Here is a 24,891-nt window from a genome sequence, read left to right on the forward strand (position 1 = left end):
CTGTCTTTTGTGTGCGGCTTTCCCGAAACGCTTCGTACCGAACAAAAGGAGTGAACCCCCATGAATGGACCAATGCCAATGACGAGAGAAGAGCGGGCGCGCCTGGCGCACGAGATCGCCGAACGGGCGCTGTCCGTCCACGGAGAGAACATCAAGGCGATCGGCATCTACGGCTCAGCGGCACGGGAAACGGATGGCCCGTTTTCCGATCTGGAGATGTTCTGCGTTCTGCGCTCTTCGGGTCAGGACGATGACTGCGAATGGGCCGTCGGGGCGTGGAAAGCGGAGGTGAACTTCCTGAGCGAGGACGTGATGCTGCGGGACGCGGCGTTCGTCGATGGCCTGTGGCCGCTCACGCACGGAAAGTATTTCGTCGTGCGGAGCCTTTATGATCCGGAAGCGTTTTTCGCCGAACTGCGCAGCGTGGCGGAATCGCCTGGCAGGGATGATTTTCGCCGTGCGGTTTGCGGCGTGATCACAGGCGAACTGTACGAATTGGCCGGCAAGTGGAGAAATGTCAGGGTCCAGGGGCCCTGCACGTTTTTGCCGACGCTGGCAATCGAAACGGCCACGTACGGCGCCATGCTTGTCGGCCCGCATCACCGCCGGTGCTTTTCCACCAGGGCGCTCGTCCTGCCCGAAGCGCGGGAGATGTCTGACCGCCCCGCCGGTTTCGACGCGCTGTGCCGGTTGGTGATGGCCGGGGATTTATCGAAGCCCGACGCGATCCTGTGCGCCTGCGAAAGCTTCTGGGACGGGGTCATCGAGTGGGCCGTCCGAAACGGGTATGACTGCATGGAGAACAGGCGGATTCCCTTCTGAATCGCGGGAATGATCGAAACATTTGCTTCCCCCCGGCGTATAACAGGGTAGCGTGATGGACAGGAGGGAAGAGCGTGTTTTTCGATGCGAGTTATCCCGGCATGCTGGGAGAACCCTGGTGGTTTACGCTGGCGCCCGGCTTGATCTTTGGGGTGATCATTGTGGTAATGGGGACGGCTCTGGTCAGAGGCGTGGGCACGTGGATGTCCAACAACACCGCGCCGATCCGCAGCGTTCCGGCCAGGGTGTTGGGGAAGCGGACGAATACGTGGGGAGGCGCCGGGGATTCAAGCGTTCATACTTCGTATTACGTGGCGTTTGAACTGGACAGCGGGGAACGGCTGGAGTTTCGCGTAAACGGGCCGGAGTACGGGCTGATTGCCCAAAACGAAGACGGCATCCTCACGTATCAGGGCACGCGGTTCAAAGGGTTTCAGCCCCAGTCCCGTCCGAAGGCGAACCCCCGTCTCGGGCGGTCGGACGGCATGCCGCTGGGGAAAATCTCCAAGGAGAGCGCGGAGCACTACGTCTGGGGGGAGCGTTGTGACGGCTGGCATCTGGTCAAGGGGAGCGACCTGAGCGTCATCCACGAACGGATGCCGGCGGGAACGGCGGAAGTCCGTCATTACCACGAGCGGTCGCGGCAGTTTTTCTTTGTGCTGTCCGGGACAGCGGTGCTGGAAGTGGACGGCGTCTCGTGGGAGCTGCATCCCCACGAAGGCATGGAAGTGCCGCCGGGCGTGCCGCACCAGATGAAAAATGAAAGCGGGGCGGAGACGGAATTTCTCGTCATCTCCCAGCCGACGTCGCGAGGAGACCGCGTGCAGGCGGATTGACTGCGTGCGGAACATGGGAACCGGCCGGCATCGATCACGCGTGCCGCCAGCGCACGGAAGACCTGCACCCGGTTACCGCGACAGCAAGAAAAACCCTGGCCGATTGCCGTTCGGCCAGGGTTTTGTCATGCACGCTGCGGTTGTCACTTCCACGGCAGGTACTCGGACATCTGCGCAAACGCGTCCGCCAGCGCGTGGAGGCTCTCCGCGGTCTGATAGGCAAACAGCGGCAGACTGAAGCAAACCAACAGAGCTTCTCCGATGTACTTGGCGATCATGCCCCGTCACGCTCCTTTTTCCATTCTGATTCTTCTGATCAGAGCGAAAAGCGGAGTGCGGAAGCATCCGAGTCGCCGTCTTCGCGCCGTACGCGCCGATGCAGCCGGATGCGCTGCGGCTGCCTTGCCGCCATCGGATACGTCTCGACCAAGCAAGGATTAATGGAAGGTTCGTAGCTGTCGTCTTGGCGCCAGCCAATGGTCACGGTCTGCGGGCCCTGCAAACGCCGTATGTACAGGACGGACGGGAAGCATCCCGCAAACAGGGCAAGCAAGGCGAAGAAATCATCCAGCGAAAGCAGCAAAAGCGCGTCTTCCATCGGCGATTTCCCCCCTTTCTTGACGTCTGCAAGAACCTGGGTTCTTGGTATCCCTCATTGTAAACCCGTTGGGCGGAAGAGGGCAATCGGTAATATTTTGCGGAGAGCGTTCCCGGTACCAAGCTGGAGTAAAGGCTCAGGCCGCACGCGATCGATGTCCCCATTGCCATGGGGATGATCGGTCGGTTCAGAAATGATCGGCTGTTGGGATGGACGTGCCTATTTCAGCCGGCCGATCGACAGGCTCAGCCGGTAGTTGCCGTACGCCAGGATGGCGTCCAACAGCGCGTTGAGGGCCGTCTGATCGGGGACGCGGACGAGCAGTGAATAACAGCCTTCCCCGCTGACGCGATGGGCTTCGACGATCTCGGGACGCCTGCTGACGAAGCGTTCGAACCGTCCGTGATCCGTCGTTTTCATCAGGATCGTGACGATTGCGGTGAGGGAGGGGCCCAGTTTGGCGGGATCGACAACGGCCGTATATCCGCGAATGACGCCCATGTCCTCCATTCGCCGAATGCGATTGCCCACGGCCTGGCCGGTCAGATGCACCTGTTCGCCGATTTCTTTCCACGACAAGCGGGCGTTTTCGCGCAGCAGGGCGAGGATGCGCAGGTCGGTTTGATCCAGCATGAGGCAGACTCCTTTCAACCTGAAAGAGCAGAAGGATGAATCCTTTCACAGCGTCAACGATTACCCGATTATAATGGACTCACCTGTATCCATTATAAAGGCAAAGGAGCGAACCTGTATGGAAATCCAGCTTGTCCGACATGCCACGCTGCGCGTGACATACGCCAACCGGACGCTGCTTGTCGATCCGATGCTGAGCCGGGCGGGCGAACTCCCGGCCACTCCCGACACGCCCAACCAGCGGCCCAATCCGCTCGTGGATCTGCCCGTGACGGCGGAGCGCGTGATTGCCGGGATCGATGCCGTCCTGGTGACACACACCCATCGCGATCATTTTGACCAAGCGGCCGCCGAGGCGCTGCCCAAGGAGATCCCGGTTTTTTGCCAGCCGCAGGATCGGGATCGGCTGGCGGCATGCGGATTTTCGAACGTCACCCCGGTGGCGGATGAGAGAGTCTGGAAAGGGATGCGCCTCGTGCGGACGGGCGGCCGGCACGGCACCGGGGACATCGGTGCGAAGATGGGGCCTGTCTCCGGGTTTGTGCTGCGGGCGGAGGGGGAACCGTGCCTCTACCTGGCCGGCGACACGATCTGGTGCGAAGAGGTGGAGCGGGCCGCCGCCGTCCATCGGCCGGAAGTGGCGGTGGTATTTGCCGGAGCCGCCCAATTTGTAACCGGCGATCCCATCACCATGACCGCCGAGGACGTCGTTCGCCTGGCCGCCGCCTGCCCGTCCGCCCGGATCGTCGTCGCCCATATGGAAGCGTGGAACCACTGTCTGCTGAGCCGCGCCGAACTGCGCGCGCATCTGCGGGAACGAAAGCTGGACGACCGGGTGCTGGTGCCGGAAGACGGCGAAGCGATACGGTTTTGACAAAACACTCCCTTGAAGAGGGGAGTGTTTCGTTTTGGCTGACGGTTTTTTGGAGGGGACAGAACTTTTTGGAAGAAAAAGAAAAAATATCTAAAATTACTAATTGATTTAAATTTTAGAATTGTTTATAATTGAGTCAGCAGTAAACCAAATTTATCCATTTAAAGGAGGTATTGGCATGAAGGGGCGCAGGAAGAAGTTGTTGGGAGGCATGGTGCTGTCAGCAGCATTGGTACTGTCCGCGTTTTCTGGAGGTGCAGGGGCTGTTGATGAGAGCAAGAGCACAAGTTCGGACAAGCTTCGGGTGCTGATTCAGCCGGAGAAGAGCGTCAAGTCGCTGAAAGCCAGCCTGAAGCAGCAGCTTGGAGAGCGGCACGACTTTGACGACCTGGGCTTTACCACCGAAGTGACGGAAGAAGAGCTGAAGCAGTTGACGGCGGACAAGTCCTTGAAAGTCACGCTGGTCAACACGCTGTCGATTGCCGAGTTCGAGGAGGAGGAGGGGCGCATCGAGGCATTGGCGACTCCTTCCGATCGAACGCCTTGGGGGATCGAAGCGATTTATCGGAATCCGTCGATCCAATCCACCAGCGGCGGCAAGGGGATTCGCGTAGCCGTCCTGGATACCGGCACCTATACCGCGCATCCTGATCTGTCCGCCAATGTGGAGCAGTGCTACAACTTCACCACGAGTTCGCCTGTCGTGAACGGTTGCGCGGACGGCAACGGACATGGGACCCACGTAGCCGGCACCATCCTCGCCAACGGAGGAGGCGGCAGCGGGATTTGGGGCGTCGCTCCGGAAGCCAAGCTGTGGTCGTATAAAGTGCTGAGCGACGGAGGCAGCGGGTATGCGGATGACATCGCCTACGCGATCCGCTACGCCGCTGATCAGGGCGCCAGCAACGGGGTAAAAGTGGTGATTTCCATGTCGCTCGGCTCCTCCGTCAAGGATTCGTTGATTTCCAATGCCGTGACCTATGCCCAACAGCGAGGAGCGCTCGTGGTAGCGGCTGCCGGCAATTCCGGCCCTTCGGCCAATACGATCGGCTATCCGGGAGCGTTGAAGGACGCAGTAGCGGTCGCCGCTCTGGAAAATGTACAGCAAAACGGAACGTACCGTGTGGCTGACTTCTCCTCCCGGGGGAACCCGGCAACGGCCGGCGATTACGTGATTCAGGAGCGGGACGTGGAAGTATCCGCACCAGGACGGGCGGTCGAATCGACGTGGAACAACGGCGGGTACAATTCCATCAGCGGCACGTCCATGGCGACGCCGCATATCTCCGGGTTGGCAGCCAAAATCTGGGCATCGCATCCGACATGGAGCAATAACGATGTCCGCACCGAGCTGCAAAACCGCGCGAAAGCGAATGACATCCTGGGAGGCATCAGCGCTGCGGGAGGCGATGATATCGCTTCCGGCTTCGGATTCCCGACCGTCCAAGCGGGCGACCAATAAGTGGAGGAAAACATCTGCCTGATCTGATGCGGCGAAAGCCTGCACAGCATGGATCAACAGGCAGGGAGACCCCCGGCACAGCGCCAGTCCGTGCCGGGGGTTTTTTTGTTCAGCGGCCGATGTGTTCCGTGTTCCGAAACGGCTGATGCCGCGCTCTGCAGCGCCCGACAACGGGCGTTTTTTGTTTGGGGGCAATTCCACCATTTGACATTGGGGGCGCTGACGTAATAAAATGTTTTTACGTGAAGGAATCCTTTTCTGAGGTGTTCAATGTGGAACAGGAAGTGTTGGAAACATACGTGGTCGAGACGCCGGAGCAGGCGATGGCCCTGCTCAACCCGCTTCGCGCGGAAATCCTGAGCCGGCTTGCCGAGCCTGCCTCCGCCGCCGAGGTGGCCCGCGGCATCAACGAAATCCCGCAGCGGGTCAACTACCATCTCAAGGCGCTGGAAAAAGTGGGCCTGGTGCGCCGGGTCGGCACCCGCCAGGTCCGCAATCTGGTCGAAGTGCTGTACCAGGCGATCGCGCGGACGTACGTCCTGTCGGAGACGCTGAACTGGCCGAAGGAAACGGTTCAGCGCATCAAGGACCAGGGCTCCTTGTCGCACCTGGTCACCATGGCGGAGCGGATCAAGCGGGACGCGCTGCTCTTGATGGAGCGGTCCGACCGGGATGAAGAGATTCCCAGCGCCACGCTGGACACCAGCATCCGGCTGGCCAGCCCGGAACAGCGGAGCGCCTTTGTCCGCGAATACGTGGAACTGGTCAACCGGCTGGTGGAGAAGTACCAGTCAGCGGACGGGGACGACAGCTACCAGGTGGTGCTGGCCGTCTACCCGCACCTTTCGCAAGGAGGAGAAGAAGCATGAGACCGCAGGAAAAACCGCAATCTGTCGTCGTGTGGGAAACGGGCGCCGGACGGAACGGCAGTGTCGTTTCCCTGCCCGCGTACAAAGCGGGGGAGGCAGGCAGGACCCGGGAGGCCACGGTCACCCGATGGACGGTGGGACCGGAAGAACGGCCGGCCACCGTGACCGTCGTCTCATCCGGCTTCGGCGGGGAAAAAGCAGCCGCGCCGCAAGCCGTCCACATGCGTTTGGCGGCATAGGGGAGGCTTGCCCGGTCCGCCTGGGGAAAACGCATCTGCCGTCTGTCGCCGCAGCCCATTGCGATCCATTCAAGTCCGTAAAGGAGGCATTCTGATGAATCTCGTACCGGTTGTCGTGGAACAGACGAGTTACGGAGAGAGATCGTATGACATTTACTCCCGTCTTTTGAAGGACCGGATCATTTTTCTCGGCAGCGCCATTGACGATCAAGTGGCGAACGCCGTCGTCGCCCAGATGCTGTTTCTCGCCGCGGAGGACCCGGACAAGGACATCCACCTCTACATCAACTCTCCGGGCGGTTCGATCACGGCCGGGATGGCCATCTTCGACACGATGCAGTTCATCAAGCCGGACGTTTCTACCATCTGCATCGGTCTGGCCGCTTCCATGGGCGCTCTGCTGCTGGTGGCCGGAGCCCCGGGCAAACGCTACGCCCTGCCTAACGCGGAGGTGATGATTCACCAGCCGTGGGGCGGCAGCCAGGGGCAGGCGAGCGACATCAAGATCCAGGCGGAGCGCATTTTGCAGCACCGCCGCATGCTGTACCGCATCATCGCCGAACGCACCGGACAGCCGCTGGAAAAAATCGAGCGCGACGCCGACCGCGACTTTTTCCTGTCTGCCGAAGAGGCCAAGGCGTACGGCCTGATCGACAAGGTCATCGAACGGCTGTAACGGAGGGGGAACCGGAATGAACGTGCTGGTGTTGGGCGGAACGCGGTTTATCGGTCCGCATGTGGTGCGGCAGTTGGTCGCGGCGGGACACGAGACGGCACTGTTTAACCGCGGCCAGTCCCGGCCGGACATTTCCCTGCCGCAGGGGGTCCGGATCATCCGGGGCGACAGGAGGTGGCTGGCTGACTACCGCGAATCGTTTCGGTCCTTTGCCCCCGATGTGGTGATCGACCTGTTTCCGTACACGGAAGCGGAAGCGCAGGCGGTCATGACGGTCTTTGACGGCATCGCCGGCCGGCTGGTGGCCGTCAGCAGTTGTGACGTGTACCGGGCGTTTGGACGGGTCAGCCGGCTGGAGGACGGCCCGCGGAAGCGATACGCCGGACCGTCGCCTGGGAATCGGTCCATCCCCCGGCCGACGTGCCGCCGGGCATGTTTGTATACGCGGCAGAAGATGAGCTGCTGGCCAGGATGGGGATGCGGTAGAAACATGGAGAGCCTGCCATCTGCGCGGCACAGGTTATGTCCTGATCCAGGCCTGCCCGCATGGCTGATCGGCGCAGTCATGCGGGGAGCGAAGCCATCCCTCGCAGCCTTCCCCCGTGCGTGACGGTACGGGGGTTTTTGTCCGTCACAGGTTTGCGGGAACGGAATCGCGGGAAATAGACGTGGTGAAATGATTCGACATGATTCAACATGGGGTGACGTTGTGAGAATCAGGACAAAATTTGTGCTGGCTTTTGGATTGCTGCTGGCGATCATGATCGGCTCGGAATCGTACAGCTATGTTCAGGAGGGGCGCATCAAGGCGGCCTACGCCAAAATGCTGGGCGACGCGGAACTGTTGACGCATCTGCGGGAGATCCAGTTCGTCCTGACCGGACGAAACAACGACGAACGCGGCTACCTGTTGAGCCAGGACAATACATTTGCGGAGGAGATGCGGGAAAGGGCGCAGAAGCTGGACGCGCTTTTCGCGCAGGCAAAGGAGATGGCGGGCAGCAGCGAAGAGCTGCGCCGGCTGTTGGACCGCATGGAAGCGCTGTTCCGGACGTACCAGCGGGAAAGCGACAAGGTGATGGAAGCGATCCGCTCCGGACAGCGGGAGGAGGCGGTTCGGCTGCACTTTGGCGAGGAACGGCAGGCGCGCAAGGAACTGGACCGCGTCGTCGAAGAACTGGTGACGCTGGTGCAGCAGGAGAAAGAGCAGGATGAGGTCCTGCTTGCCCGGCAGGCGCGGACGGCGGAGTCGGTACGGCTGTTCGTGGCGATGACGGCCGTGCTGCTTGCCGTGCTGATCGGCGGGTACCTGGTCCGCTCCATCGTGATCCCGCTCAACCGGGTAAACGCTCAGTTGAGGGCCATCGCGGAGGGAGAGGGCGATCTTACCCGCGAGCTGACCGTTGCGTCCAGGGACGAGATCGGCATGCTGGGGCAGTCGTTTAACCGGATGCTGCGCAATCTGCGGGAGATCATCCTCCAGGTGCGCAGCCACGCCGAACAGGTGGCGGCTTCGGCGGAAGAGTTGAACGCCAGCTCCGAACAAACCAGCCAGGCCGCGAAGCAAATCGCCGAGACGGTTCAGGGAGTGGTGCTGGGAACGGACAAGCAGGTGCAGGGCGTGGAAGAAGGCTCACGCGAGGTGCAGGAGATGGCTGCCGGCATCAGACAGATTTCCAGCCGCGCGGAGCGTGTGACGGCAGCGGCCGTCGATACGTCTGAACTGGCCACCAACGGCAACCGCACCATCCAGGAGGCTGTTGCCCGCATGAACGGGATGAGCGAAACCATCGACCATTTGTCCCGCCTGGTGCGAGGGCTGGGAGAGCGCTCCCGGCAGATCGGTCAGATCGTCGACGCGATCACGGACATCGCCGGCCAAACCAACCTGTTGGCCCTGAATGCGGCGATCGAAGCGGCGCGGGCAGGAGAACACGGACGAGGGTTTGCGGTTGTGGCCGATGAGGTGAGGAAACTGGCGGAACAGGCGTCCGCATCGGCCGGACAAATCACGCAGCTCGTCGGGACGATCCAAAGCGAGATCGAAGAGGCGGTTGTCTCCATGCAGCGGGGAACGGAAGAAGTCGCGGCCGGCATGGCCGGCGTGTCGGAAGCGGGAGAAGCGTTCGCCCGCATACGCGCGGCTGTTCTTGACGTGACGGGACAAATCCAGGAGGTTTCGGCGGCTTCCCGTTCGCTGACCGCCAGTACGGAGAAGGTGGCGCAGGCGATGCGGGAAATCGCCGGCGTCACCGAAACGACCGCCGCCCGGACCCTGGACGTGTCGGCGGCGACCGAGGAGCAGTTGGCGTCCATGGAGGAGATTCACGCTTCGGCCGCTTCGCTGGCCGGTCTGGCGGAGGAACTGGAGAAGCTGATGGGCCGGTTCAAGGTATAGCGCTGCGTCAGAAAGCCGCAGGCGTGGCGGCTCTGGGCGCAGCCGAAAAAAACGGGCATCCTGGATGCCGGGAAGCCACAGGAGGGCATGCGATGAAACTGTTTCGATTTGAGCAAGGCGTCGGACGGACGATTGACCGTTACGGGTCGGTCCATGCCGCGATTTCCCGGATCGTGCGTACGCCGGGAGCGGTGTCGATCGGCTGTATCCATCTGGGGCCGGGCGGTGTGCTCGGTTATCATCCGGCCGTCGTCCACCAGCTCTTTCTCGTCGTCCAGGGCGAGGGCTGGGTGCGCGGCGAAGAGGAGAGCCGCACGCCCATCCGCGCCGGCCAGGCAGCCTTTTGGACGGCGGGAGAAGGGCACGAGTCGGGCAGCGACAGCGGCATGGTCGCCATTGTCATCGAAGGAGAAGGGCTGGACCCGGACGCGTTTATGACCGCCATATAGCATTGTTTTCGGCCGCCCTGCGGCCTGAATCAGAGGGGTGTCGCAAGGGGGCGCTCCAGCCGCACTTCCACTTTGCTTCCCTTTACTTCCACGTACCCGTTCGGGAGGAGAATCCGGCGGTTCACTTTTTGCCTGATCAGCTCCTGGATGGACGAGACCGCTTGGGCGGACGGGGCGAACGCATTCACGGCCTCATAGACGGTCTGCACGCTTTGGGGGTAGCCGATTTCGGCCGACAGAAACACGGTCGCGCGCTGCTCCTCGAATTGAACATACCCCGAGACCGCCTTGTCCTTGGAAAAGAGAATGCGGTTATCCCTGTAATCCAGGTCAAAATCGGAAGCGAGCATGAATTGCTGGAAGGGAGACGGAGTGAGACGCAGCAGTGTCTGCACGTCATCTCCGCCCCCGAGCAAGAGCGTCCCGATCAGCAGCGCCTTTCCGCTGATCAGGCCGGCGAAATACCGTTTTCGCAGCGCCTTTTTCGCTTTTTTGAACAAGGCGCGGGCGGAGAAGACGATCAAGCCGACTGCGATCAACAGCAGGACCATGGATGTAGTGTCTTGTGGCAGAAACATGAACGACCTCTCCCTGTTTTTTGATTCAGCAAAACATACGTTCCTATTTTACCGGGTTTGCGATGCCATTGGAATACCGTCATGCGCGGCATGCGAAATGAAAAAAGGGACCGCCCCTTCGTCCCGCGGGAGAAAGGGCTGTCCCTTTTTGCTTGTTGACGTGGAGGGGAGGGATCTTGGCTACTCCTGCCCCTTCAGCGTGACTTTTACCTTCACCGTTTCCTGCTCGTCCGGATTGTCCTTGGAGGTTATCGTGACGTAAAGCGTGACCGTTTCGCTGCCCGTTTCCGGAAGGGCGACGAGAACGCCGTTGTCATCGATCAGCTCCGGCTTGGAGCTTTTGGTGACCGCGTAGGAGACGTCCTCGGATTCGGTCGGCAGCGCCAGGACCGCTTCGCCGATCGTCTCCGTGTTGGCGACGTCCGCTTGGAACGCGTCAGCCGTCTCTTTCAGGCTGCTGCGCGCCTGTTTCTTCGCGGTCTCGTCGGTCGCCGCTTCTTTTACCCGCAGGGCTTTCCACAGCTCGTAGGTGTCCGCCACTTCCCCGGTTTCCGGATCGATGACGTAGGCGACGAGGCGCAGCTTGTACTTGCCCGGCGGCAGCAGCTTCGGTACCAGCGAACCGGTGACGTACGTGCCGTCGATGTTGGAGATCGTAAACGGCCCCGGCGCAAACGGCTCGAAGTCGTTAAAGCGGACAGCCATCGTGCCGATGTACGTGTCGTCCAGGCTCCACGCCTCCAGTTCGATGAGGTTGACCCCGGTCGCCTGGAGTATCGCCTCTACGGTGATGGTGTCATCCTTGCCATCCCCGTCGGGAGAGAGGGTTGCGCTGGAGAGCTTCATGTCGGCCAGACCGAAGTGGGTGTCCTCCGGCTTGTCGCCGACGTGGACGACGAACGGCAGATGCAGGTCCGGGTACTTCTCGTCCCTGCTCTTCAGAAGCACTTCCCCTTCGTACACGCCTTCTTTGGCGTCGCTATCGGGAGCGAGGCTGAGCGTAAACCTCGTCCGTTTCTTCGCTTTGGCGGAAATCGTATCGCTGGACAGCTTCACCTTGATGTCGCGGACGTCGGGCGTCTCTTTCGGATGCCACGGGTCGGTGGTGACGGCCTCGTGCATGATCACTTCCGCATCGTAGGTGACGTCCGTTTTCGACGTGTTTTTCAACTGCAGGGTCTTGCTGACCGGGGCGCTGCCCGCCTTCAACAGGCCAAAGCTGGTGTTGGCGCCGTAATTGGTGATCGTCTCCGGCTCGTAGTCTTCGTTGAGGATGGTCACCTGCTCCACGGTTTGCAGCACGGCCGGGGTCTTCATCGCGGCCAGACCGTTTACGCGTCCGGCGCCTTGGGAGTAGACGTCATACAGGGTGTCTTCCTCGTCGTAGAGGCGTTCCGCCGTGTTGGCGAGCGCCGCTTTGACGTCAAACGGGGTCCACTCCGGATGGGCCTGCTTCAACAGCAGCGCCAGGCCGGCCACGTGCGGCGTCGCCATGCTGGTGCCGTTGAAGCGGGCGTACGCCTTGTTGTACTGCGCGTCCTCAATCAGCTTGCCCCAGGCGGGAACGCTGGAGAGGATGGAGACGCCGGGAGCGGAGACGTCCGGCTTGATGGCGTAGTTGTCGCCCAGGACCGGACCGCGCGAGCTGAATCCGGCCATTTTGTCGCCGGGATCATTGGTGGTCGGGTAGTCGCCGGAGAAGGTGAACGTCAGGGACGAGGCCTTGGCCGGGTCGCTCAGCAGTTCCTTGGCCAGCGCTCGTCCTTCCACCCCCCTCATGTCAAAGGTGGGAATCCCCTCCATTTGATCGCCCAGGATGGTGGCGATGTAATCGCCGCGCTCTTCCGGCGGGAGATCCAGGTCGGCCTGTCCGTCGCCGTCCTTGTCGTTGCCGTTGAAGATGACGATGGCGGCTGCGCCGGCCTTCTTGGCGTTGAGAATCTTGTCCGTAAACGCAAGCGTGCCGCGGGAGACAAGCGCCACCTTGCCCTTTACGTTCACGTTGGCAAAGTCCTGCGCGGAACCCAGGTTGGCGTACACGACCGGCAGCGGATCGGTGCCGATCAGTTCCCGGAAGTTGGCCTGATTGATCTGCCATGCCATCACGTGGAAGTTGTAGGTTTGGCCCAGGGACGAAGTGGCCGAGGCGTCGTACAGCACGCTCGGCGATGTCACCGCGCCTACCGTGATGGGCAGTTTGGCCCCGGCCGGCGAACCGGCCGTATAGTAGTATCGCCCCGGCTCGTCCTGCGCCGCGTTGCCGTTGGCGATAACCGTGATCACGCCTGCCCGCATGGCGTTGTTGACCGCGATCGAGTCGGGGGAGTCGGCGTTCTTTTCGATGTTGGAGCCGAGCGACAGGTTGATGACGTCCATGCCGTCTCTCACCGCTTTTTCGATGCCGTCGATCACCTGCGCGGAACTGCCGCCGTCACGGCCCAATACGCGGTACACGTAGAGGTCGGCGGCGTAGGCAATCCCTTTTACCTGGACGTCGGACCGCTTGTTCTTGGCCCGTCCGACGATGGTGCCGGAGACGTGCGTGCCGTGGGAAGACCCTTCGTATCCCGTTCCCCTGCGGTCGTCATCCGGGGAGATGGGCGCTTCTTCGTACGGGTCCTTGTCGTTGTCGAACGAGTCGTAGCCGCCTTTGTAGGCATCCTTCAGGTCAGGGTGCAGGTAGTCGACGCCGGTGTCGATCACCCCGACCTTCAATCCTCTGCCGTCCAGCCCTGCGTTCCACATGTCGAGGACGCCGATCTGCTTCAGCGGGGCGATGTCGTACTTGTACGAGCCGCTTTGGGCCGGTTCCACATCAGGGACGGAGTAGGTGCTGTTTTCGTAGACAGCCTGGACCTGCGGCAGTTCGGCCAGCTTGGGAATGTCGTTGGCCGGCAGGGTCAGCTCCATGCCGTTGAACACGAGGGAAAACTGGCGCTCCACGTCAAGGTCGATGTTCTTTTTCCGCGCTTCTTTCAGGAAAGAGGACTGCTCCCGGGCGACCCGGCTCTCCTGCGGGCTGGTCGAGCGGGAGCCGCGGCGGTATTCCTGCGATACGGCCGCCGGTTCCGATTTGAACTGGACGATGACGCTCACCTTTTTGTCGGATTCCGTGTTGAGACGGGGAGAGATTTTGGCGGCCCCGGTCCCCTCGGTGACGACCGCGTTGGTGACGCTGTTCAGCTTGGACAGCTCCTGTCTGCTCAGCTTCTCCGAGGCGTAGGCGTTGTACGGCAGGGACGTGAGCAACAGGACAGTTGCGAGAGAGAGCGAGGCAACGGTTTTTCTCGTGTTTTTCACACTTTCTCCTCCTACCAGAAAAATAAACATTCATAAAATCGCTAATGGTTTTCGGTATTGTGGAAGAGATTCCCTTGTTAAAAAAATTATTTTTTTTCGTCATGTTTCGATAAAAATTCCCCTGTTTTTACAGGGGGACAGAGACAAAAAAACATCCCCCTTCCGCGGGGGAAGGAGGATTCGGCGTCCAATCCGTTATTGCATCGGCACGGCCGGCATCAATTCCTGGAACAAATCCTGGTGCTTCATCATGAAGGACTGCGCGGCGTCGGCCACTTCCTGCTGGATGGCCATGATTTCTTCGTCGGTCACCGTCGCGATGTTGACGGCATTGTCCGGGGTCATGGCCGGAATGCTGAGCGGTTTGCCAAACGCTTCCTTCACTTTTACGTTCAGGCTGATGCCCTTCGGCATGTCGGGCGCCGCCTTGTCGAAATTCACCTTGATCGTGCCTTCGGAATCGCGTTCGCTGTCGGTTTTTGTCATCGACGTGGTGATGCGGCCGGAGAGGGCAATGTCGTCTGGCTGATCCGCGCTCTTCAGGTTCAGCTTGAAGTCGTAGCTGCCCGTTTCCTTTTTGTCCTGCTTGCTGGTTTCGAACGTGGTGGACAGATCCAGCTTTACTTCCGGTTCGGCGTTGAACAGGAAGCCGATGGTGCCGGTCGTTTTGTCGCTGTGCGTGGTGCCTTTGTAGCGGAACGTCATCTCGCCTTTTTGGCCGTCGTCGTCGACAAACAGGGAGTAGCGGCGGTACGTGTCGGCTCCGTTGGCAAAGGCGACGCTGTGCCAGAAGTTTTGCTCTTCCTTGCCCTGTTCGCCGGTGATCACCAGCTTGCGGGAGAGGATTTCGTCGTCGCTGTTGATGAGCACCACCATTTTGAGCTGGTCGTTCGTGCTCGCGGTCTTTTTCCATTCGGCCAGCATGTCGTCAAACACCTTGACGTATTCTTTCTTGAACTCCTCTTTGGACAGTTCCTGCACGTCCGGATACCCGCTGTCTTTCAGCAGCACGGCGACGTTGTGGTAGCGGCCGTAGATCAGGTCGAACAGCTTGTCGTCCGCCTTAGCCTTTTCCGCTATTTTCGTCAGGAGCGCTTTTCCTTCCTCATCGGTGAAGGTGACGGTCACCTCGCGGGCGCTCGTCTGGTAGCCTTCCTCGGAGAAGGAGGCGTTCTTGTTGATCGTCACCTGGCTGTCTTTCAGGCTTTCCGCGTACAGGAGCGCATACGGCCTGAGCACGCTGGCCACTTCATCGCGGGAGACTTTCAGCGCCTCGTACAAGTCGCGGGACGTGATCAGGCGCTTGGGCAGCTCTTCGCCATATCGCGCCTTGATCGTGTCGCGGTCTTTCAGGTCCACATAACCGTATTTGGGGTAAAAGTCCGGGAGCCGGAAGCCCATTTTGGTGTCATCGAAGACATATTCCAGCGTAAGGAGCTTGCGGTCTTTCAGATGCACCTCCACACCGCCGGACTGCTGCCGCTTGGATTCGTCCGCGTTGGACTGGATCACCAGTTTGGCGCTCTTCAAGAGGTCCAGGATTTTTTCGGCCTGCGGGTCGGCGGGGGTGCCGTCGACGGCGATTTGACTCAGTTCGGTCGTGGAGTGAACCGGTTTTTCCAGGTACGGTTTGATGTACTCTTCGTATTCGTTAAAAGATTGGGAAAAGTCGTCGGACAACTGGGCAAAGTTGTTGGCCTCCGCCTCCAGATAGACCGTTTTGGCGCTTTTGAACAAATCCAGCTTGGCGTACGCTGCGCCCAGTCCGCCCAGCACCGCGATCCCGGCCGCCCCGATCACGAGCAGCGTCTTGTTGAAGCGTTTGCGCGGCGGGTTCACGTTTGTCGTGGTTTCCATAATGTTCCTCCTCGCATGGTTTCTCTTCTCTATATGGGGGGCGCTGTGGAAAGGATTTTTGCACCCGACTTCGTATTGTACCACAAGGAAGCGGAAATGATGCCCGTGCGTTTGAGAAAAATTTTTAAAACAAGGAAAATCATCCAGGGAAGATGAGGAGGAACAACCATGTTTCGGCTTGAACAGTTGGCGTACCTGGTGGCGACCGCCGAAAAGGGGAGCCTCAACAAAGCGGCCAAGGCGCTGTACCTCTCGCAGCCGGCGCTGTCGAAACAGTTGGCCTTGCTGGAAAAGCAGCTCGGCTGTCGGTTGTTCCACCGGAAGCGGACGGGGATCGAGCTGACCGAGGCGGGCCGCTACCTGTACGAGCGGGCCAGTCTGATTCTGGAGCAGGTGGAGGAGACGGTGGCGGGGATCAAACGCTTCAGCGAGCAGCAGCGGCTGCGCATCGGCGCGCTGCCCAGCGTGGCCAACCACTACCTGCCCGAGCGGGTGGCGGCGTACACCGCCGGGGAAGCCGGGAAGGTTGCGCTGGTCGTCAAGGATACGTCGGAGGAATTGACGGCGCTGCTGGAGGAGGGGACGGTGGACGCCGTCCTTGTGCAAAACAGGGCGGGAGACACGCCGTTTCTTACCCGTCCGCTGCTTCACGAATCGTACCTGGCCGTTCTCCCGGCCGACCATCCGCTTGCGGAAAAGGAGGCGGTGGACTTCGCCGCGTTTTGCCGCGAACCGCTCCTGATCCACCGCGACCCGTGCGACATTCGCGAAGACTTTCGCCGCCAATGCCGCCGCTTGGGCGTGCAGGCAGCGCACCTGCTGGAGCTGGATTTCAACGATTCCCTGCTGGCGTACGCGGCCATGGGCAACGGGCTGACCATCGTGCCCGAGATGGCGGCCGCTTCGCTGGGGGACAAAGGGCTGGTCGTGCGGCCGTTTTGCCAGCCGTTTGGCCGCACGATCTCGCTTATTTGTCATCCAGGGGCGGTACGTGAAGCCGTCCGCCTGTGCGAAGCGGAAACAGGCGAGCCCAGCTCTCCCCGTTCAGCAGAATGACGCCCGCCAGCACCCCGATGCTGCCGGCAAGCGAGGTGGCGGTCAGCTCTTCGCCGAGAAACACGGCGCCGATCGCCAGGGCGATGACTGGGGCCACGTAGGTCCAGGTGGTGGGAAACGCCGCGTTGGTCGCCTGGACCAGCCGGTAGTAGAGCGTGGAGGCGACAATGGACACGACCACCGTCAGATAGGCAAGCGCGGCCAGGGAGAGGTCGGTAAAACGGACGGCGCTCACCGGTTCCGTGACCGCGGACAGGAGCAGGAGGACCAGGCTGGCAGCCAGCATCTGGTAGCCGTTGAAGACGAACGGGGTCAGCCGGGCGACCCAGGCGCGGGAGCGAACCGCCCCCCAGGAAAAGAACAGCTCGGAGACGACAATCGCCCATTTGCCGAGGAGCGCGTGGATGCTGCCGCCTGGCTCCGCCGCCGGCCAGCCGACGAGACAGGCGGTGCCGGCCAGGCTGAGCAGCAGTCCGGCCGGCACGTACCAGCGCCAGCTCATCTGTCTGCACACGACGCTGATCAGCGTGGTGAACACGGGCGCCGTGGCGACCAACAGCGCGGCGGTTCCCGAGGAGATGTGCTGCTCGCTCCAGAACAGGGCGGCGAAGGGGATGGTCGTCATCAGCACGCCCAAAAGCGCCACCTCCGCCCATTCGCGCAGGCGAAGCGGAACAAGCTGCCGGCGCCAGGCGAGTACCGCCAGAACGAGGACGGCGGCGAGGAAAAAGCGGAGACCGGCAAACAGCAGCGGCGGCATGCCTTCCGCCAGTCCCAGTTTGATCGCGAAATACGACGTGCCGTAGATCAGGCACATCAGTCCGTATCCGACGAGCACGACCTTCTCTCCTTTCTTTTTCTTTCATCGTACCTACGGCGGGAAAACAGGACGTACTACCGATTGGGCAGAATGATATAACGCATGGTTATCATGAAGGAGGGAGCGCCGTGGATTTTCGGGTGCTGCAAACCTTTGTCATGGCGGCCGCCACGGAAAATTTTCACCAGACGGCTGAGGCGTTGTTTATCGCCCAACCGACGGTCAGCCAGCACATCCGGATTTTGGAAAAGGAATTGGGAATCAACCTGTTTGAGCGGGTGGGCAAACGCGTCCGGCTGACACCGGCCGGGAAGCGTTTTCTGCCCCATGCCAAAGGGCTCCTGGAACAATGGCACCACGGCCTGGAGGACCTTCAGGCGTGGCGGCAGGGGTACCGGGAGAAGCTGCAGATCGCGGTCTCCCCGATCATCGCCCGCACGCGGTTGTCCCATTTGATTCACCGCTATACCAAGCTGTATCCGGACGTGGACCTCTCCATCAAAATCGCCGAGTCCGTGGAGATCGGCCCGCTGGTGCAGAGCGGGCAGGCCGATCTCGGGCTGACGCGGATGGTCCCGGGCGAACTCAATTTGCATACATACAGGCTGTACGAAGATCCGGTCGTGTTTGCCGTCCCGCACAGCGGCGGGGACATGGAGGCGCCGCTGCCCGACTGGGAGCAGGAGCTGCAAACCAAGCGGCTTCTGACGCACAATCACCCCGGCTACTGGGACGATCTGCTGCTTCTGCTTAGGCAGCGCGGACTGTCGCTGAGGACCATGGCCGTCTCCCAGGTGGACATTACCAAGGCGTTCATCGAGGAGGGATTGGGCGTCTCCTTTTTGCCCCGCTCGGCCATCAGCCGGGAGCTGTTCGAAAACCGCTTTATGGAACTGCCCACCCCCGGCCTGGTCATGCCGAAGGTGGCCTCCTACCTGGTGCTGCCGAAAACGGGGGGAAGCGAACCGGCCCAGCGCTTTGTCGACATCCTGGCCGCCTTGTATCCGCCGCTGCCGGAGGTGCACGGGGCGGGGCGGTCGTGAGGAGACAACCGGCAGGCGGCGTACGGGAGAACTGAATTGATCACGACTTGCAATTAATACGCCTGTTTTCTTCTATTTCCCTTAACGTTTTTTAATCGATATACTGATAAGAAGAGAAATGGAGACGAAGAGACTGGAGAAAAGGGAGTGGCGTGGATGAGTCAACAGCATACGTTAGCCATTGGTTTGGAAGGCATCGCGGTCGCGGAAACGGACCTCAGCCTGGTGGACGGCCTCAACGGCCTGCTTGTCTACCGCGGCCATTGGGCGCGCGACCTGGCGATCAACCATACGTTTGAGGAAGTGGCCCATCTGCTGTGGTACGGCCATCTGCCCAACGAGCAGGAGCTGGCCGAGCTGAAGGGCAAACTGAAAGCAAACCGGGAACTGCCGGCCCACGTCAAGAGCATTCTCGACCTGATCCCGGCCGACGTGGACATGATGAGCGTGCTGCGCACCGGCGTTTCCACACTGGGCAGCGCCGATTACGGCTGGCCGCCGACGCTGGACCAGGTCATTTCCCTGACGGCGAAAATGCCGACGATCGTGGCGTACCGCTACGCCCGCCTCTGTGGCCGCGAGCCGCTGGATCCCAACCCCGCCCTGGATCACACGGCCAACTACCTGTACATGCTGAAGGGGCAGGAGCCCAACCCGGCCCATGTGCGCGCGCTGGACGCCTACCTGATTCTGACGCAGGAGCACGGCATGAACGCCTCCACGTTCTCCGGACGCGTCGTCAGCTCCACCCAGTCCGACCTGATTTCCTCGATCACGGCCGCCATCGGGGCGCTGAAGGGACCGCTGCACGGCGGCGCGCCGTCCGAAGTGACCGAGATGATCGAAGCGATCGGCACCAAGGAAAACGCCGAACCGTGGCTGCGCGCCAAGCTGGAAAAAGGAGAACGCTTGATGGGTTTCGGCCACCGCGTGTACAAGACCGTCGATCCGCGCGCGACCGCGCTGCGCGTCGTGGCGTCGCAGCTCTCCGGCGACGATCCGTGGTTTGACCTGGCCACGCACGTGGAACAGGTGGGGTTGAAGCTGCTGGAGGAATACAAGCCGGGCCGCAAGCTGAACACCAACGTGGAGTTTTTTGCCGCCGCAGTCATGCGGGCGGTAGGGCTGGACGATTCCCTGTTCACGCCGACCTTTGCCGTCAGCCGCGTCGTCGGCTGGAGCGCCCACATCCTGGAGCAGGCCAAAAACAATCGGATCATTCGTCCGCAGTCGATTTACACCGGTCCGATGCCGGAATAATATCCTGCGCGGCTGTCGATACAGTCCGTGCATCTGACGGGAGCAGCCCTGTGGGGACTGCTCCTTTCTTTTTGGGCAGCCGCTCTGGAGGAGCAGGCTGTTTTTTGGCGGAAACCGGCTTCTTCCAACGGGCTTTCCTGGAAGGTTTTCCTGCCTGCTTGACCGTTTTTGATTGGATAATGATTGATATTGCTCGTTTATGGTTGTTTATGATCGAAATTTGGGATATAATCATGGGAGAATTCGAAAAGTTTTGTCTCTCATCCCGGAAAGGAGGGTGCGATGCTAACCCCTGAACGTCATCACGTCATCTTGTCCCTGCTCAAAGAAAAGGACGTTGTCCGCATCCACGAGCTGGTGGAAGCGACAGGGGCATCCGAGTCGACCATCCGGCGCGACCTGAGCGAATTGGAAGAACAGCGGCTGCTCAAGCGCGTTCACGGCGGGGCGTCTTCCTTGCAAAACAAGATTGAAGAACCCACCGTTTTGGAAAAAGCGGTCAAACGCGAGAAGGAGAAAACGGCGATCGCCCAGTATGCCGCCAGTCTGGTGCAGGAACGGGACTCGATCTTCATCGACGCCGGTACGACCACGTACCAGATGCTGCCTTTCCTTCCCTACGACAACATCGTCGTGGTGACCAATGGTCCCGACATGGCCCTGCAGCTGATCAAACGGAACATCAAGACGATTCTGATCGGCGGAGAATTGAAAGCGGCAACATTGTCGCTGGTGGGACGGGATGCCCTCAAAACCATCAGCCAGTACCGCTTCGACAAATGCTTCCTGGGCATGAACGGGGTCGACAAGCACCACGGCTTGACCACGCCGGACCCCGACGAAGCGTATGTGAAGCAGTTGGCGCTGCAGTTCTCCGACGAGCGGTTCGTGCTGTGCGACTCCGACAAGTTCTCCCGCGTGACGTTTGCCAAAGTGGCCGACTTGCGCGAGGTGACGGTGATCACCGACGACGGCTTGTCGCAAGAGGAACAGCAGGCGTACAGCCGATTAACAAATCTAAAAGTGGTGAAAGCATGATTTACACAGTAACCTTGAATCCTTCGATCGACTACCACGTATGGGTTCCCTCTTTGTCCGAAGGGACCATACACGAGGCGCACAAAGAGTGGAAGGATGCGGGGGGAAAAGGCATCAACGTCTCCAAAGTCCTGCGGCTGTTGGGAGTGGACAGCACGGCCCTGGGATTTGTCGGCGGATTTACGGGCGCGTTTATCCGGGAGCAGGTCGAGCGGGCCGGCATTGTGCACCAGTTTCTTTCCATCGAGCAGGATTCGCGAATCAACATCAAGATCAAAGCCCACACCGAGACCGACATCAGCGGCGCATCCCCGGAAATCCCGGTGGAAGCGCTTCAGCGGCTGTTTGCGCAGATTGACCGGTTGGGGCCGGACGATTACCTGGTGCTGGCGGGAAGCGTGCCGAAGAGTTTGCCGCTCGACATCTATCCGACGATCATGAAACGGCTCCGGGGCAGAGGCGTCCGCGTGTTTTTGGACGCGAGGGGAGAGGCGCTGCGGAGCGGATTGTCGGAAAGGCCGTTTCTGATCAAGCCCAACCATCACGAGCTGGGGGAGCTGTTCGGGGTGGCGATTTCCACGCACGACGACGCGATCGCCTATGGGCGGAAAGCGCTGGAACTGGGCGCGGAGAACGTGATCGTCTCCATGGCCGGCCAGGGCGCCGTGTTCGTCAACCGTGAAGAGGCATACGCCGCTCGGATTCCGGAGCGAAAACCGGTCAACTCGATCGGAGCGGGAGACTCCATGGTCGCCGGATTCCTGTATGCGCATACAAAGGGATGGCGTGCGGAAGAGGCGTTTCGCTTTGCCGTTGCGGCGGGGAGCACGACCGCACTGTCGGAAGGATTTTGTACGCATGAAAAGATCCGCGCATTTTTACCCGAGATCAGCGTGATCAAAGTGGAATAAAAAAGGGGGCCTGTACCATGCAGCATCACATTCGCATTGTCGATTTGCTGAAGGCCGATACGATTGTGCTTCATCTGTCAGCGACGACAAAAGAGGAAGTGCTTGACGAACTGATCGCGAAGCTGGACGAAGCCGGTCGTCTGCACAGCCGGGAAGAGATGAAACAGGCGATCCTGGCCCGCGAGGCACTAGGTTCGACCGGGATCGGGGACGGGATCGCCATCCCGCACGCCAAAACGGCAGCGGTCAAAACGCCCAGTATCGCCTTCGGTTTTTCCAAAGAGGGGATCGATTTTGACTCGCTCGACCAGCAAAAAGCGCATCTCTTCTTCATGATCGCGGCGACGGCGGACGCCAACCAGGCGCACCTGGAGACGCTGGCGCTGCTCTCCCAGATGCTGATGGACGAATCGTTCCGGCAGCAGTTGATGCAGGCGGAAACCAAGGAACAGGTATTGGACATCATCAGCCGGAAAGAGCAGGACATTCACGGCGAAACTGAAAGCGTTTCCGACGCGCCGGCCGGTGCCGGGGTGAAAATCGTGGCCGTAACCGCGTGCCCGACCGGGATCGCCCACACCTACATGGCCGCCGATGCGTTGAAAAAGAAAGCCGACGAGATGGGCATTTCCCTCAAGGTGGAGACCAACGGCTCCGGCGGGGTGAAAAACAAGCTGACGGCGGAAGACATCGCCGAAGCGGCAGCCATCATTGTGGCTGCGGACAAACAGGTGGACATGGACCGCTTTGCCGGCAAAGTCGTGATTGAGGTGCCGGTGGCGGAAGGCATCCGCAACGCGGAAGCGCTGTTGAAACGTGCGTTGAACCGGGACGGGACCGTCTACAGCGGCGAAGCGGCGGCCGGCTATCAGGAGAAGATTGAGATGGCAAAAGCCGAGAACAAACAGAAGCAGCCCGCCTTCTACAAGCACCTGATGAACGGGGTATCCAACATGCTGCCGTTTGTCGTGGGCGGCGGTATTATCATCGCCCTCAGCTTCATGTTCGGGATTAAGGCGGCCGATCCGAACGACCCGTCCTTCCACCCGCTGGCCAAGGCGCTGATGGATATCGGCGGCGGAACAGCCTTTGGCCTGATGATCCCCGTGCTGGCCGGGTTTATTGCCAAGAGTATCGCCGACCGCCCGGCCTTTGCGCCCGGCATGGTCGGCGGGATGCTGGCGGCTTCTTCCGGCGCCGGGTTCCTGGGCGGGATCATTGCCGGCTTCCTGGCAGGCTACACGGTAGCCGGATTGAAAAAGCTGTTTGCCGGACTGCCGCAGTCCCTGGAAGGCATCAAGCCGATGCTGCTCTACCCGCTGTTCGGGATTTTGATTACCGGCTTTGTCATGATGTACGTCGTGTCCGAGCCGGTGGCCGCCGCCAATGCGGCGCTGGGTGACTGGCTGAAAAACATGAATCAGGGCAATGCCGTTCTCTTGGGCATGGTGCTGGGGGCCATGATGGCGTTCGATATGGGCGGTCCGGTGAACAAAGCGGCCTTTACGTTCGGGATCGCGATGATTGCCGAAGGAAACTTCGCTCCCCACGCGGCGATCATGGCGGCAGGGATGACCCCGCCGTTGGGCCTGGCGCTGGCGACGCTGCTGTTCAAGAAGAAGTTTACGGATGAGGAACGGCAGGCAGGCAAAACCGCCTGGGTGCTGGGTGCGTCGTTCATTACGGAAGGGGCCATCCCGTTTGCCGCGGCCGACCCGACGCGCGTCATCCCTTCGATCATGGTGGGCTCCGCAGTCGCAGGCGGTCTGTCGATGCTCTTCGGTTGTACGCTGCCTGCCCCCCACGGAGGGTTGTTCGTTCTTCCGGTCGTGGGCAGCGCCGTCCTGTACCTGGTTTCGATTCTGGCCGGTACGGTCGTAACGGCATTGATGATCAACCTGCTCAAGCGAGAAGCAAAAGAAGCAGCAGAATAAACAAGGAGTGGATGCAACATGCTGACCAAAACTTTCGTCATTCAAAATCCGACGGGCCTGCACGCACGTCCCGCCTCGCTGTTCGTGCAAAAGGCGACGTCTTTCAACTGCGAGGTCAGCCTCGTCAAAGGCACGAAAAAAGTGAACGGCAAAAGCATTATGGGCGTGATGACCCTGGGCGCGGCCAAAGGCGACGAAATCACGCTGGAAGTCAGCGGCGAACAGGAACAAGCGGCCATGGAGGAACTGGGCAGGATCCTCGAAATGGTTCACGAATAGAAAACAAATATGAGACTGGGACTCACCCGTATGGGGAGGGTTCCTCAGACCGCAGCCAAACTCCCTCTTCTGCAAGCGCAGAGAGGGAGTTTTTGACGTATATGCGCATATATGCGCAATAAAAGAAGCGGCCCGTAACAGCACGAAGCTCCTTTCTCCTCGTTTTCCACAGACAGTTGGCTAGTTTTGGAGGCTTACGCAGGCATAAACAAGCATCGCTTGCATTGTAACTTCCCCAATCCTTTTAATGAACCCCAGTTTAGCTATATAATTTCCAATATGACATAAAAATGGAAATTTATTTGAGAGGAGAAGGTGATGTCATTGCGTAGAATGTATCGCACGTTTTTTTGTGTGGGGCTTCTTTGTTCAATGGTGTTATTCGGGTGTTCGACAAGTTCTGAAACAGCAGAGAGCGGTCCAATTAATTCTGTAAAATCTGACACTGTAAAGAAGGTGGATTCTGAAACAGTGGCGGGCAGTTCAACGAATCCTGTTACATCTGACATGTTAGAGAAAGCGAAAAATGGACAATTAAATGGTGTGTCAATTGGACTCGGAGCAACGAAAAAGGAAGTAATCGAGAAGTTGGGAAAACCGGCTCGCACTGGAAATGATGAGTATGGGTTTGCCATGTATTACGATGGTTTTAGTCTGGGATTTGAGGATTATGCCAATTCCATTGATGAACTCAACGAGAATAGCAAAGTTATCGTTATATATGCTGACCCAAAAATCGTGAATCTTACCGGCAAACCTTTTGATATTAAGGAAATGCTAGGAACCCCTTCTCGTGAGGTACTGGATGATACGGGAAATGACACTTTCATTCTGGAGTATGCAGGAAATGACTATTTGCTAAAAGTCGTTTTTGATACCAATCCTGTCAAATATATAACGCTTCAGGAAAAATAAACAGACCGTACGCTGTCTTGCTCAGCGTGCAGACAAGGTCTGTG

At 59.9% G+C, this 24,891-nt stretch carries 25 protein-coding genes and 1 pseudogene; 19 read left to right on the forward strand and 7 right to left on the reverse strand.

From position 1 onward, the window contains the following. Positions 1–60 precede the first annotated feature (60 nt). The 3 genes and pseudogenes from M516_RS0121445 (at position 61) to M516_RS26085 (ending at position 1,658) form a co-directional block, all read left to right on the forward strand. The gene (locus M516_RS0121445) at positions 61–822 is read left to right on the forward strand and encodes an ANT(4')-I family aminoglycoside nucleotidyltransferase (protein WP_029100930.1); all 762 of its coding nucleotides are present in this window, start codon (positions 61–63) and stop codon (positions 820–822) included. 101 nt (positions 823–923) lie between these two features. After that, a pseudogene (locus M516_RS26215) lies at positions 924–1,247 on the forward strand (DUF2500 domain-containing protein); the annotation flags it as partial. A 60-nt stretch (positions 1,248–1,307) separates the two neighbouring features. After that, positions 1,308–1,658, forward strand: a complete 351-nt coding sequence (locus tag M516_RS26085; RefSeq protein WP_176703384.1) for a cupin domain-containing protein — start codon at positions 1,308–1,310, stop codon at positions 1,656–1,658. Positions 1,659–1,801: 143 nt separating this feature from the next. On the opposite strand, the gene M516_RS26220 is transcribed toward M516_RS26085, so the two are convergent. The 3 genes from M516_RS26220 to M516_RS0121465 all read right to left on the reverse strand — a co-directional run bounded on the left by M516_RS26220 (position 1,802) and on the right by M516_RS0121465 (position 2,889). Next, the gene (locus M516_RS26220; RefSeq protein ID WP_255309806.1) at positions 1,802–1,936 is read right to left on the reverse strand and encodes a hypothetical protein; all 135 of its coding nucleotides are present in this window, start codon (positions 1,934–1,936) and stop codon (positions 1,802–1,804) included. A gap of 38 nt (positions 1,937–1,974) precedes the next feature. Beyond that, a complete protein-coding gene (locus M516_RS0121460) occupies positions 1,975–2,256 on the reverse strand; it encodes a hypothetical protein (RefSeq protein ID WP_029100932.1) in 282 nt (93 codons plus the stop codon). Positions 2,257–2,475: 219 nt separating this feature from the next. Continuing rightward, positions 2,476–2,889, reverse strand: a complete 414-nt coding sequence (locus M516_RS0121465) for an Lrp/AsnC family transcriptional regulator (protein WP_029100933.1) — start codon at positions 2,887–2,889, stop codon at positions 2,476–2,478. A gap of 118 nt (positions 2,890–3,007) precedes the next feature. Between M516_RS0121465 and M516_RS0121470 the strand changes: the two genes are divergently transcribed. From M516_RS0121470 to M516_RS0121505, 8 genes are all read left to right on the forward strand, one after another. Further along, positions 3,008–3,763, forward strand: a complete 756-nt coding sequence (locus M516_RS0121470) for an MBL fold metallo-hydrolase (RefSeq protein ID WP_029100934.1) — start codon at positions 3,008–3,010, stop codon at positions 3,761–3,763. A 178-nt stretch (positions 3,764–3,941) separates the two neighbouring features. After that, positions 3,942–5,225: a S8 family peptidase gene (locus M516_RS0121475; protein ID WP_029100935.1), complete on the forward strand. Its 1,284-nt coding sequence runs from the start codon at positions 3,942–3,944 to the stop codon at positions 5,223–5,225. Positions 5,226–5,497: 272 nt separating this feature from the next. Beyond that, positions 5,498–6,094 (forward strand): winged helix-turn-helix domain-containing protein, encoded by a 597-nt coding sequence (locus M516_RS0121480; RefSeq protein ID WP_029100936.1) that lies wholly within the window; start codon positions 5,498–5,500, stop codon positions 6,092–6,094. Next, positions 6,091–6,333, forward strand: a complete 243-nt coding sequence (locus M516_RS0121485; protein WP_029100937.1) for a hypothetical protein — start codon at positions 6,091–6,093, stop codon at positions 6,331–6,333. The genes M516_RS0121480 and M516_RS0121485 overlap by 4 nt, the downstream gene beginning before the upstream one ends. A gap of 94 nt (positions 6,334–6,427) precedes the next feature. Next, positions 6,428–7,009, forward strand: a complete 582-nt coding sequence (gene clpP / locus M516_RS0121490) for an ATP-dependent Clp endopeptidase proteolytic subunit ClpP (protein WP_029100938.1) — start codon at positions 6,428–6,430, stop codon at positions 7,007–7,009. A 16-nt stretch (positions 7,010–7,025) separates the two neighbouring features. Continuing rightward, positions 7,026–7,619, forward strand: a complete 594-nt coding sequence (locus M516_RS24510; protein ID WP_029100939.1) for an NAD-dependent epimerase/dehydratase family protein — start codon at positions 7,026–7,028, stop codon at positions 7,617–7,619. Between the two features lie 99 nt (positions 7,620–7,718). Beyond that, on the forward strand, positions 7,719–9,407 hold the full coding sequence (locus tag M516_RS0121500) for a methyl-accepting chemotaxis protein (protein ID WP_029100940.1): 1,689 nt from the start codon (positions 7,719–7,721) through the stop codon (positions 9,405–9,407). A 92-nt stretch (positions 9,408–9,499) separates the two neighbouring features. Continuing rightward, positions 9,500–9,856, forward strand: a complete 357-nt coding sequence (locus tag M516_RS0121505; protein WP_029100941.1) for a cupin domain-containing protein — start codon at positions 9,500–9,502, stop codon at positions 9,854–9,856. A 29-nt stretch (positions 9,857–9,885) separates the two neighbouring features. Here the strand turns inward: M516_RS0121505 and M516_RS0121510 are convergent, their stop codons facing one another. The 3 genes from M516_RS0121510 to M516_RS0121520 all read right to left on the reverse strand — a co-directional run bounded on the left by M516_RS0121510 (position 9,886) and on the right by M516_RS0121520 (position 15,591). Further along, a complete protein-coding gene (locus tag M516_RS0121510) occupies positions 9,886–10,434 on the reverse strand; it encodes a hypothetical protein (protein ID WP_029100942.1) in 549 nt (182 codons plus the stop codon). Between the two features lie 180 nt (positions 10,435–10,614). Continuing rightward, positions 10,615–13,734, reverse strand: a complete 3,120-nt coding sequence (locus M516_RS0121515) for a S8 family serine peptidase (RefSeq protein WP_029100943.1) — start codon at positions 13,732–13,734, stop codon at positions 10,615–10,617. A gap of 195 nt (positions 13,735–13,929) precedes the next feature. Next, positions 13,930–15,591, reverse strand: coding sequence for a DUF6583 family protein (locus M516_RS0121520; protein WP_029100944.1), 1,662 nt, complete (start codon positions 15,589–15,591; stop codon positions 13,930–13,932). Between the two features lie 168 nt (positions 15,592–15,759). Here M516_RS0121520 and M516_RS0121525 point away from each other — a divergent pair, with 168 nt between their 5' ends. Then, positions 15,760–16,647, forward strand: a complete 888-nt coding sequence (locus tag M516_RS0121525; protein WP_029100945.1) for a LysR family transcriptional regulator — start codon at positions 15,760–15,762, stop codon at positions 16,645–16,647. Here the strand turns inward: M516_RS0121525 and M516_RS24170 are convergent. Beyond that, complete coding sequence (locus M516_RS24170; RefSeq protein WP_051188332.1) at positions 16,559–17,485, reverse strand: DMT family transporter; 927 nt, start codon at positions 17,483–17,485, stop codon at positions 16,559–16,561. The genes M516_RS0121525 and M516_RS24170 overlap by 89 nt on opposite strands. Positions 17,486–17,595: 110 nt before the next feature. Between M516_RS24170 and M516_RS0121535 the strand changes: the two genes are divergently transcribed. The 7 genes from M516_RS0121535 to M516_RS0121565 all read left to right on the forward strand — a co-directional run bounded on the left by M516_RS0121535 (position 17,596) and on the right by M516_RS0121565 (position 24,847). Next, positions 17,596–18,510 carry a LysR family transcriptional regulator gene (locus tag M516_RS0121535; RefSeq protein WP_029100946.1) on the forward strand — a complete coding sequence of 305 codons (915 nt, stop codon included), beginning with the start codon at positions 17,596–17,598 and terminating at the stop codon, positions 18,508–18,510. Positions 18,511–18,666: 156 nt separating this feature from the next. Further along, a complete protein-coding gene (locus tag M516_RS0121540) occupies positions 18,667–19,770 on the forward strand; it encodes a citrate synthase/methylcitrate synthase (RefSeq protein WP_029100947.1) in 1,104 nt (367 codons plus the stop codon). Positions 19,771–20,052: 282 nt separating this feature from the next. After that, complete coding sequence (locus M516_RS0121545; protein ID WP_029100948.1) at positions 20,053–20,808, forward strand: DeoR/GlpR family DNA-binding transcription regulator; 756 nt, start codon at positions 20,053–20,055, stop codon at positions 20,806–20,808. Continuing rightward, the gene (gene pfkB, locus M516_RS0121550) at positions 20,805–21,719 is read left to right on the forward strand and encodes a 1-phosphofructokinase (protein ID WP_029100949.1); all 915 of its coding nucleotides are present in this window, start codon (positions 20,805–20,807) and stop codon (positions 21,717–21,719) included. The genes M516_RS0121545 and pfkB overlap by 4 nt, the downstream gene beginning before the upstream one ends. A gap of 17 nt (positions 21,720–21,736) precedes the next feature. Further along, entirely contained in the window at positions 21,737–23,653 is a 1,917-nt protein-coding gene (locus M516_RS0121555) for a PTS fructose transporter subunit IIABC (protein WP_035290530.1), read from the forward strand. A gap of 18 nt (positions 23,654–23,671) precedes the next feature. Then, entirely contained in the window at positions 23,672–23,932 is a 261-nt protein-coding gene (locus tag M516_RS0121560; RefSeq protein WP_029100951.1) for an HPr family phosphocarrier protein, read from the forward strand. Positions 23,933–24,250: 318 nt separating this feature from the next. Further along, positions 24,251–24,847, forward strand: a complete 597-nt coding sequence (locus M516_RS0121565; RefSeq protein WP_141669813.1) for a DUF4309 domain-containing protein — start codon at positions 24,251–24,253, stop codon at positions 24,845–24,847. Positions 24,848–24,891: the final 44 nt, after the last annotated feature.

The organism is Brevibacillus thermoruber 423 (genome assembly GCF_000454065.1).
GTDB classification, from domain to species: domain Bacteria; phylum Bacillota; class Bacilli; order Brevibacillales; family Brevibacillaceae; genus Brevibacillus; species Brevibacillus thermoruber.

Excerpts from the sequence above, each read along its gene's own strand:
- M516_RS0121445 (WP_029100930.1), top strand. The coding sequence starts at position 61 with ATGAATGGACCAATGCCAATGACGAGAGAAGAGCGGGCGCGCCTGGCG.
- M516_RS26085 (WP_176703384.1), top strand. The coding sequence starts at position 1,308 with ATGCCGCTGGGGAAAATCTCCAAGGAGAGCGCGGAGCACTACGTCTGG.
- M516_RS26220 (WP_255309806.1), bottom strand. The coding sequence starts at position 1,936 with ATGATCGCCAAGTACATCGGAGAAGCTCTGTTGGTTTGCTTCAGTCTG.
- M516_RS0121460 (WP_029100932.1), bottom strand. The coding sequence starts at position 2,256 with ATGGAAGACGCGCTTTTGCTGCTTTCGCTGGATGATTTCTTCGCCTTG.
- M516_RS0121465 (WP_029100933.1), bottom strand. The coding sequence starts at position 2,889 with ATGCTGGATCAAACCGACCTGCGCATCCTCGCCCTGCTGCGCGAAAAC.
- M516_RS0121470 (WP_029100934.1), top strand. The coding sequence starts at position 3,008 with ATGGAAATCCAGCTTGTCCGACATGCCACGCTGCGCGTGACATACGCC.
- M516_RS0121475 (WP_029100935.1), top strand. The coding sequence starts at position 3,942 with ATGAAGGGGCGCAGGAAGAAGTTGTTGGGAGGCATGGTGCTGTCAGCA.
- M516_RS0121485 (WP_029100937.1), top strand. The coding sequence starts at position 6,091 with ATGAGACCGCAGGAAAAACCGCAATCTGTCGTCGTGTGGGAAACGGGC.
- clpP (WP_029100938.1), top strand. The coding sequence starts at position 6,428 with ATGAATCTCGTACCGGTTGTCGTGGAACAGACGAGTTACGGAGAGAGA.
- M516_RS24510 (WP_029100939.1), top strand. The coding sequence starts at position 7,026 with ATGAACGTGCTGGTGTTGGGCGGAACGCGGTTTATCGGTCCGCATGTG.
- M516_RS0121505 (WP_029100941.1), top strand. The coding sequence starts at position 9,500 with ATGAAACTGTTTCGATTTGAGCAAGGCGTCGGACGGACGATTGACCGT.
- M516_RS0121510 (WP_029100942.1), bottom strand. The coding sequence starts at position 10,434 with ATGTTTCTGCCACAAGACACTACATCCATGGTCCTGCTGTTGATCGCA.
- M516_RS0121520 (WP_029100944.1), bottom strand. The coding sequence starts at position 15,591 with ATGGAAACCACGACAAACGTGAACCCGCCGCGCAAACGCTTCAACAAG.
- M516_RS0121525 (WP_029100945.1), top strand. The coding sequence starts at position 15,760 with ATGTTTCGGCTTGAACAGTTGGCGTACCTGGTGGCGACCGCCGAAAAG.
- M516_RS0121540 (WP_029100947.1), top strand. The coding sequence starts at position 18,667 with ATGAGTCAACAGCATACGTTAGCCATTGGTTTGGAAGGCATCGCGGTC.
- M516_RS0121545 (WP_029100948.1), top strand. The coding sequence starts at position 20,053 with ATGCTAACCCCTGAACGTCATCACGTCATCTTGTCCCTGCTCAAAGAA.
- pfkB (WP_029100949.1), top strand. The coding sequence starts at position 20,805 with ATGATTTACACAGTAACCTTGAATCCTTCGATCGACTACCACGTATGG.
- M516_RS0121555 (WP_035290530.1), top strand. The coding sequence starts at position 21,737 with ATGCAGCATCACATTCGCATTGTCGATTTGCTGAAGGCCGATACGATT.
- M516_RS0121560 (WP_029100951.1), top strand. The coding sequence starts at position 23,672 with ATGCTGACCAAAACTTTCGTCATTCAAAATCCGACGGGCCTGCACGCA.
- M516_RS0121565 (WP_141669813.1), top strand. The coding sequence starts at position 24,251 with ATGTCATTGCGTAGAATGTATCGCACGTTTTTTTGTGTGGGGCTTCTT.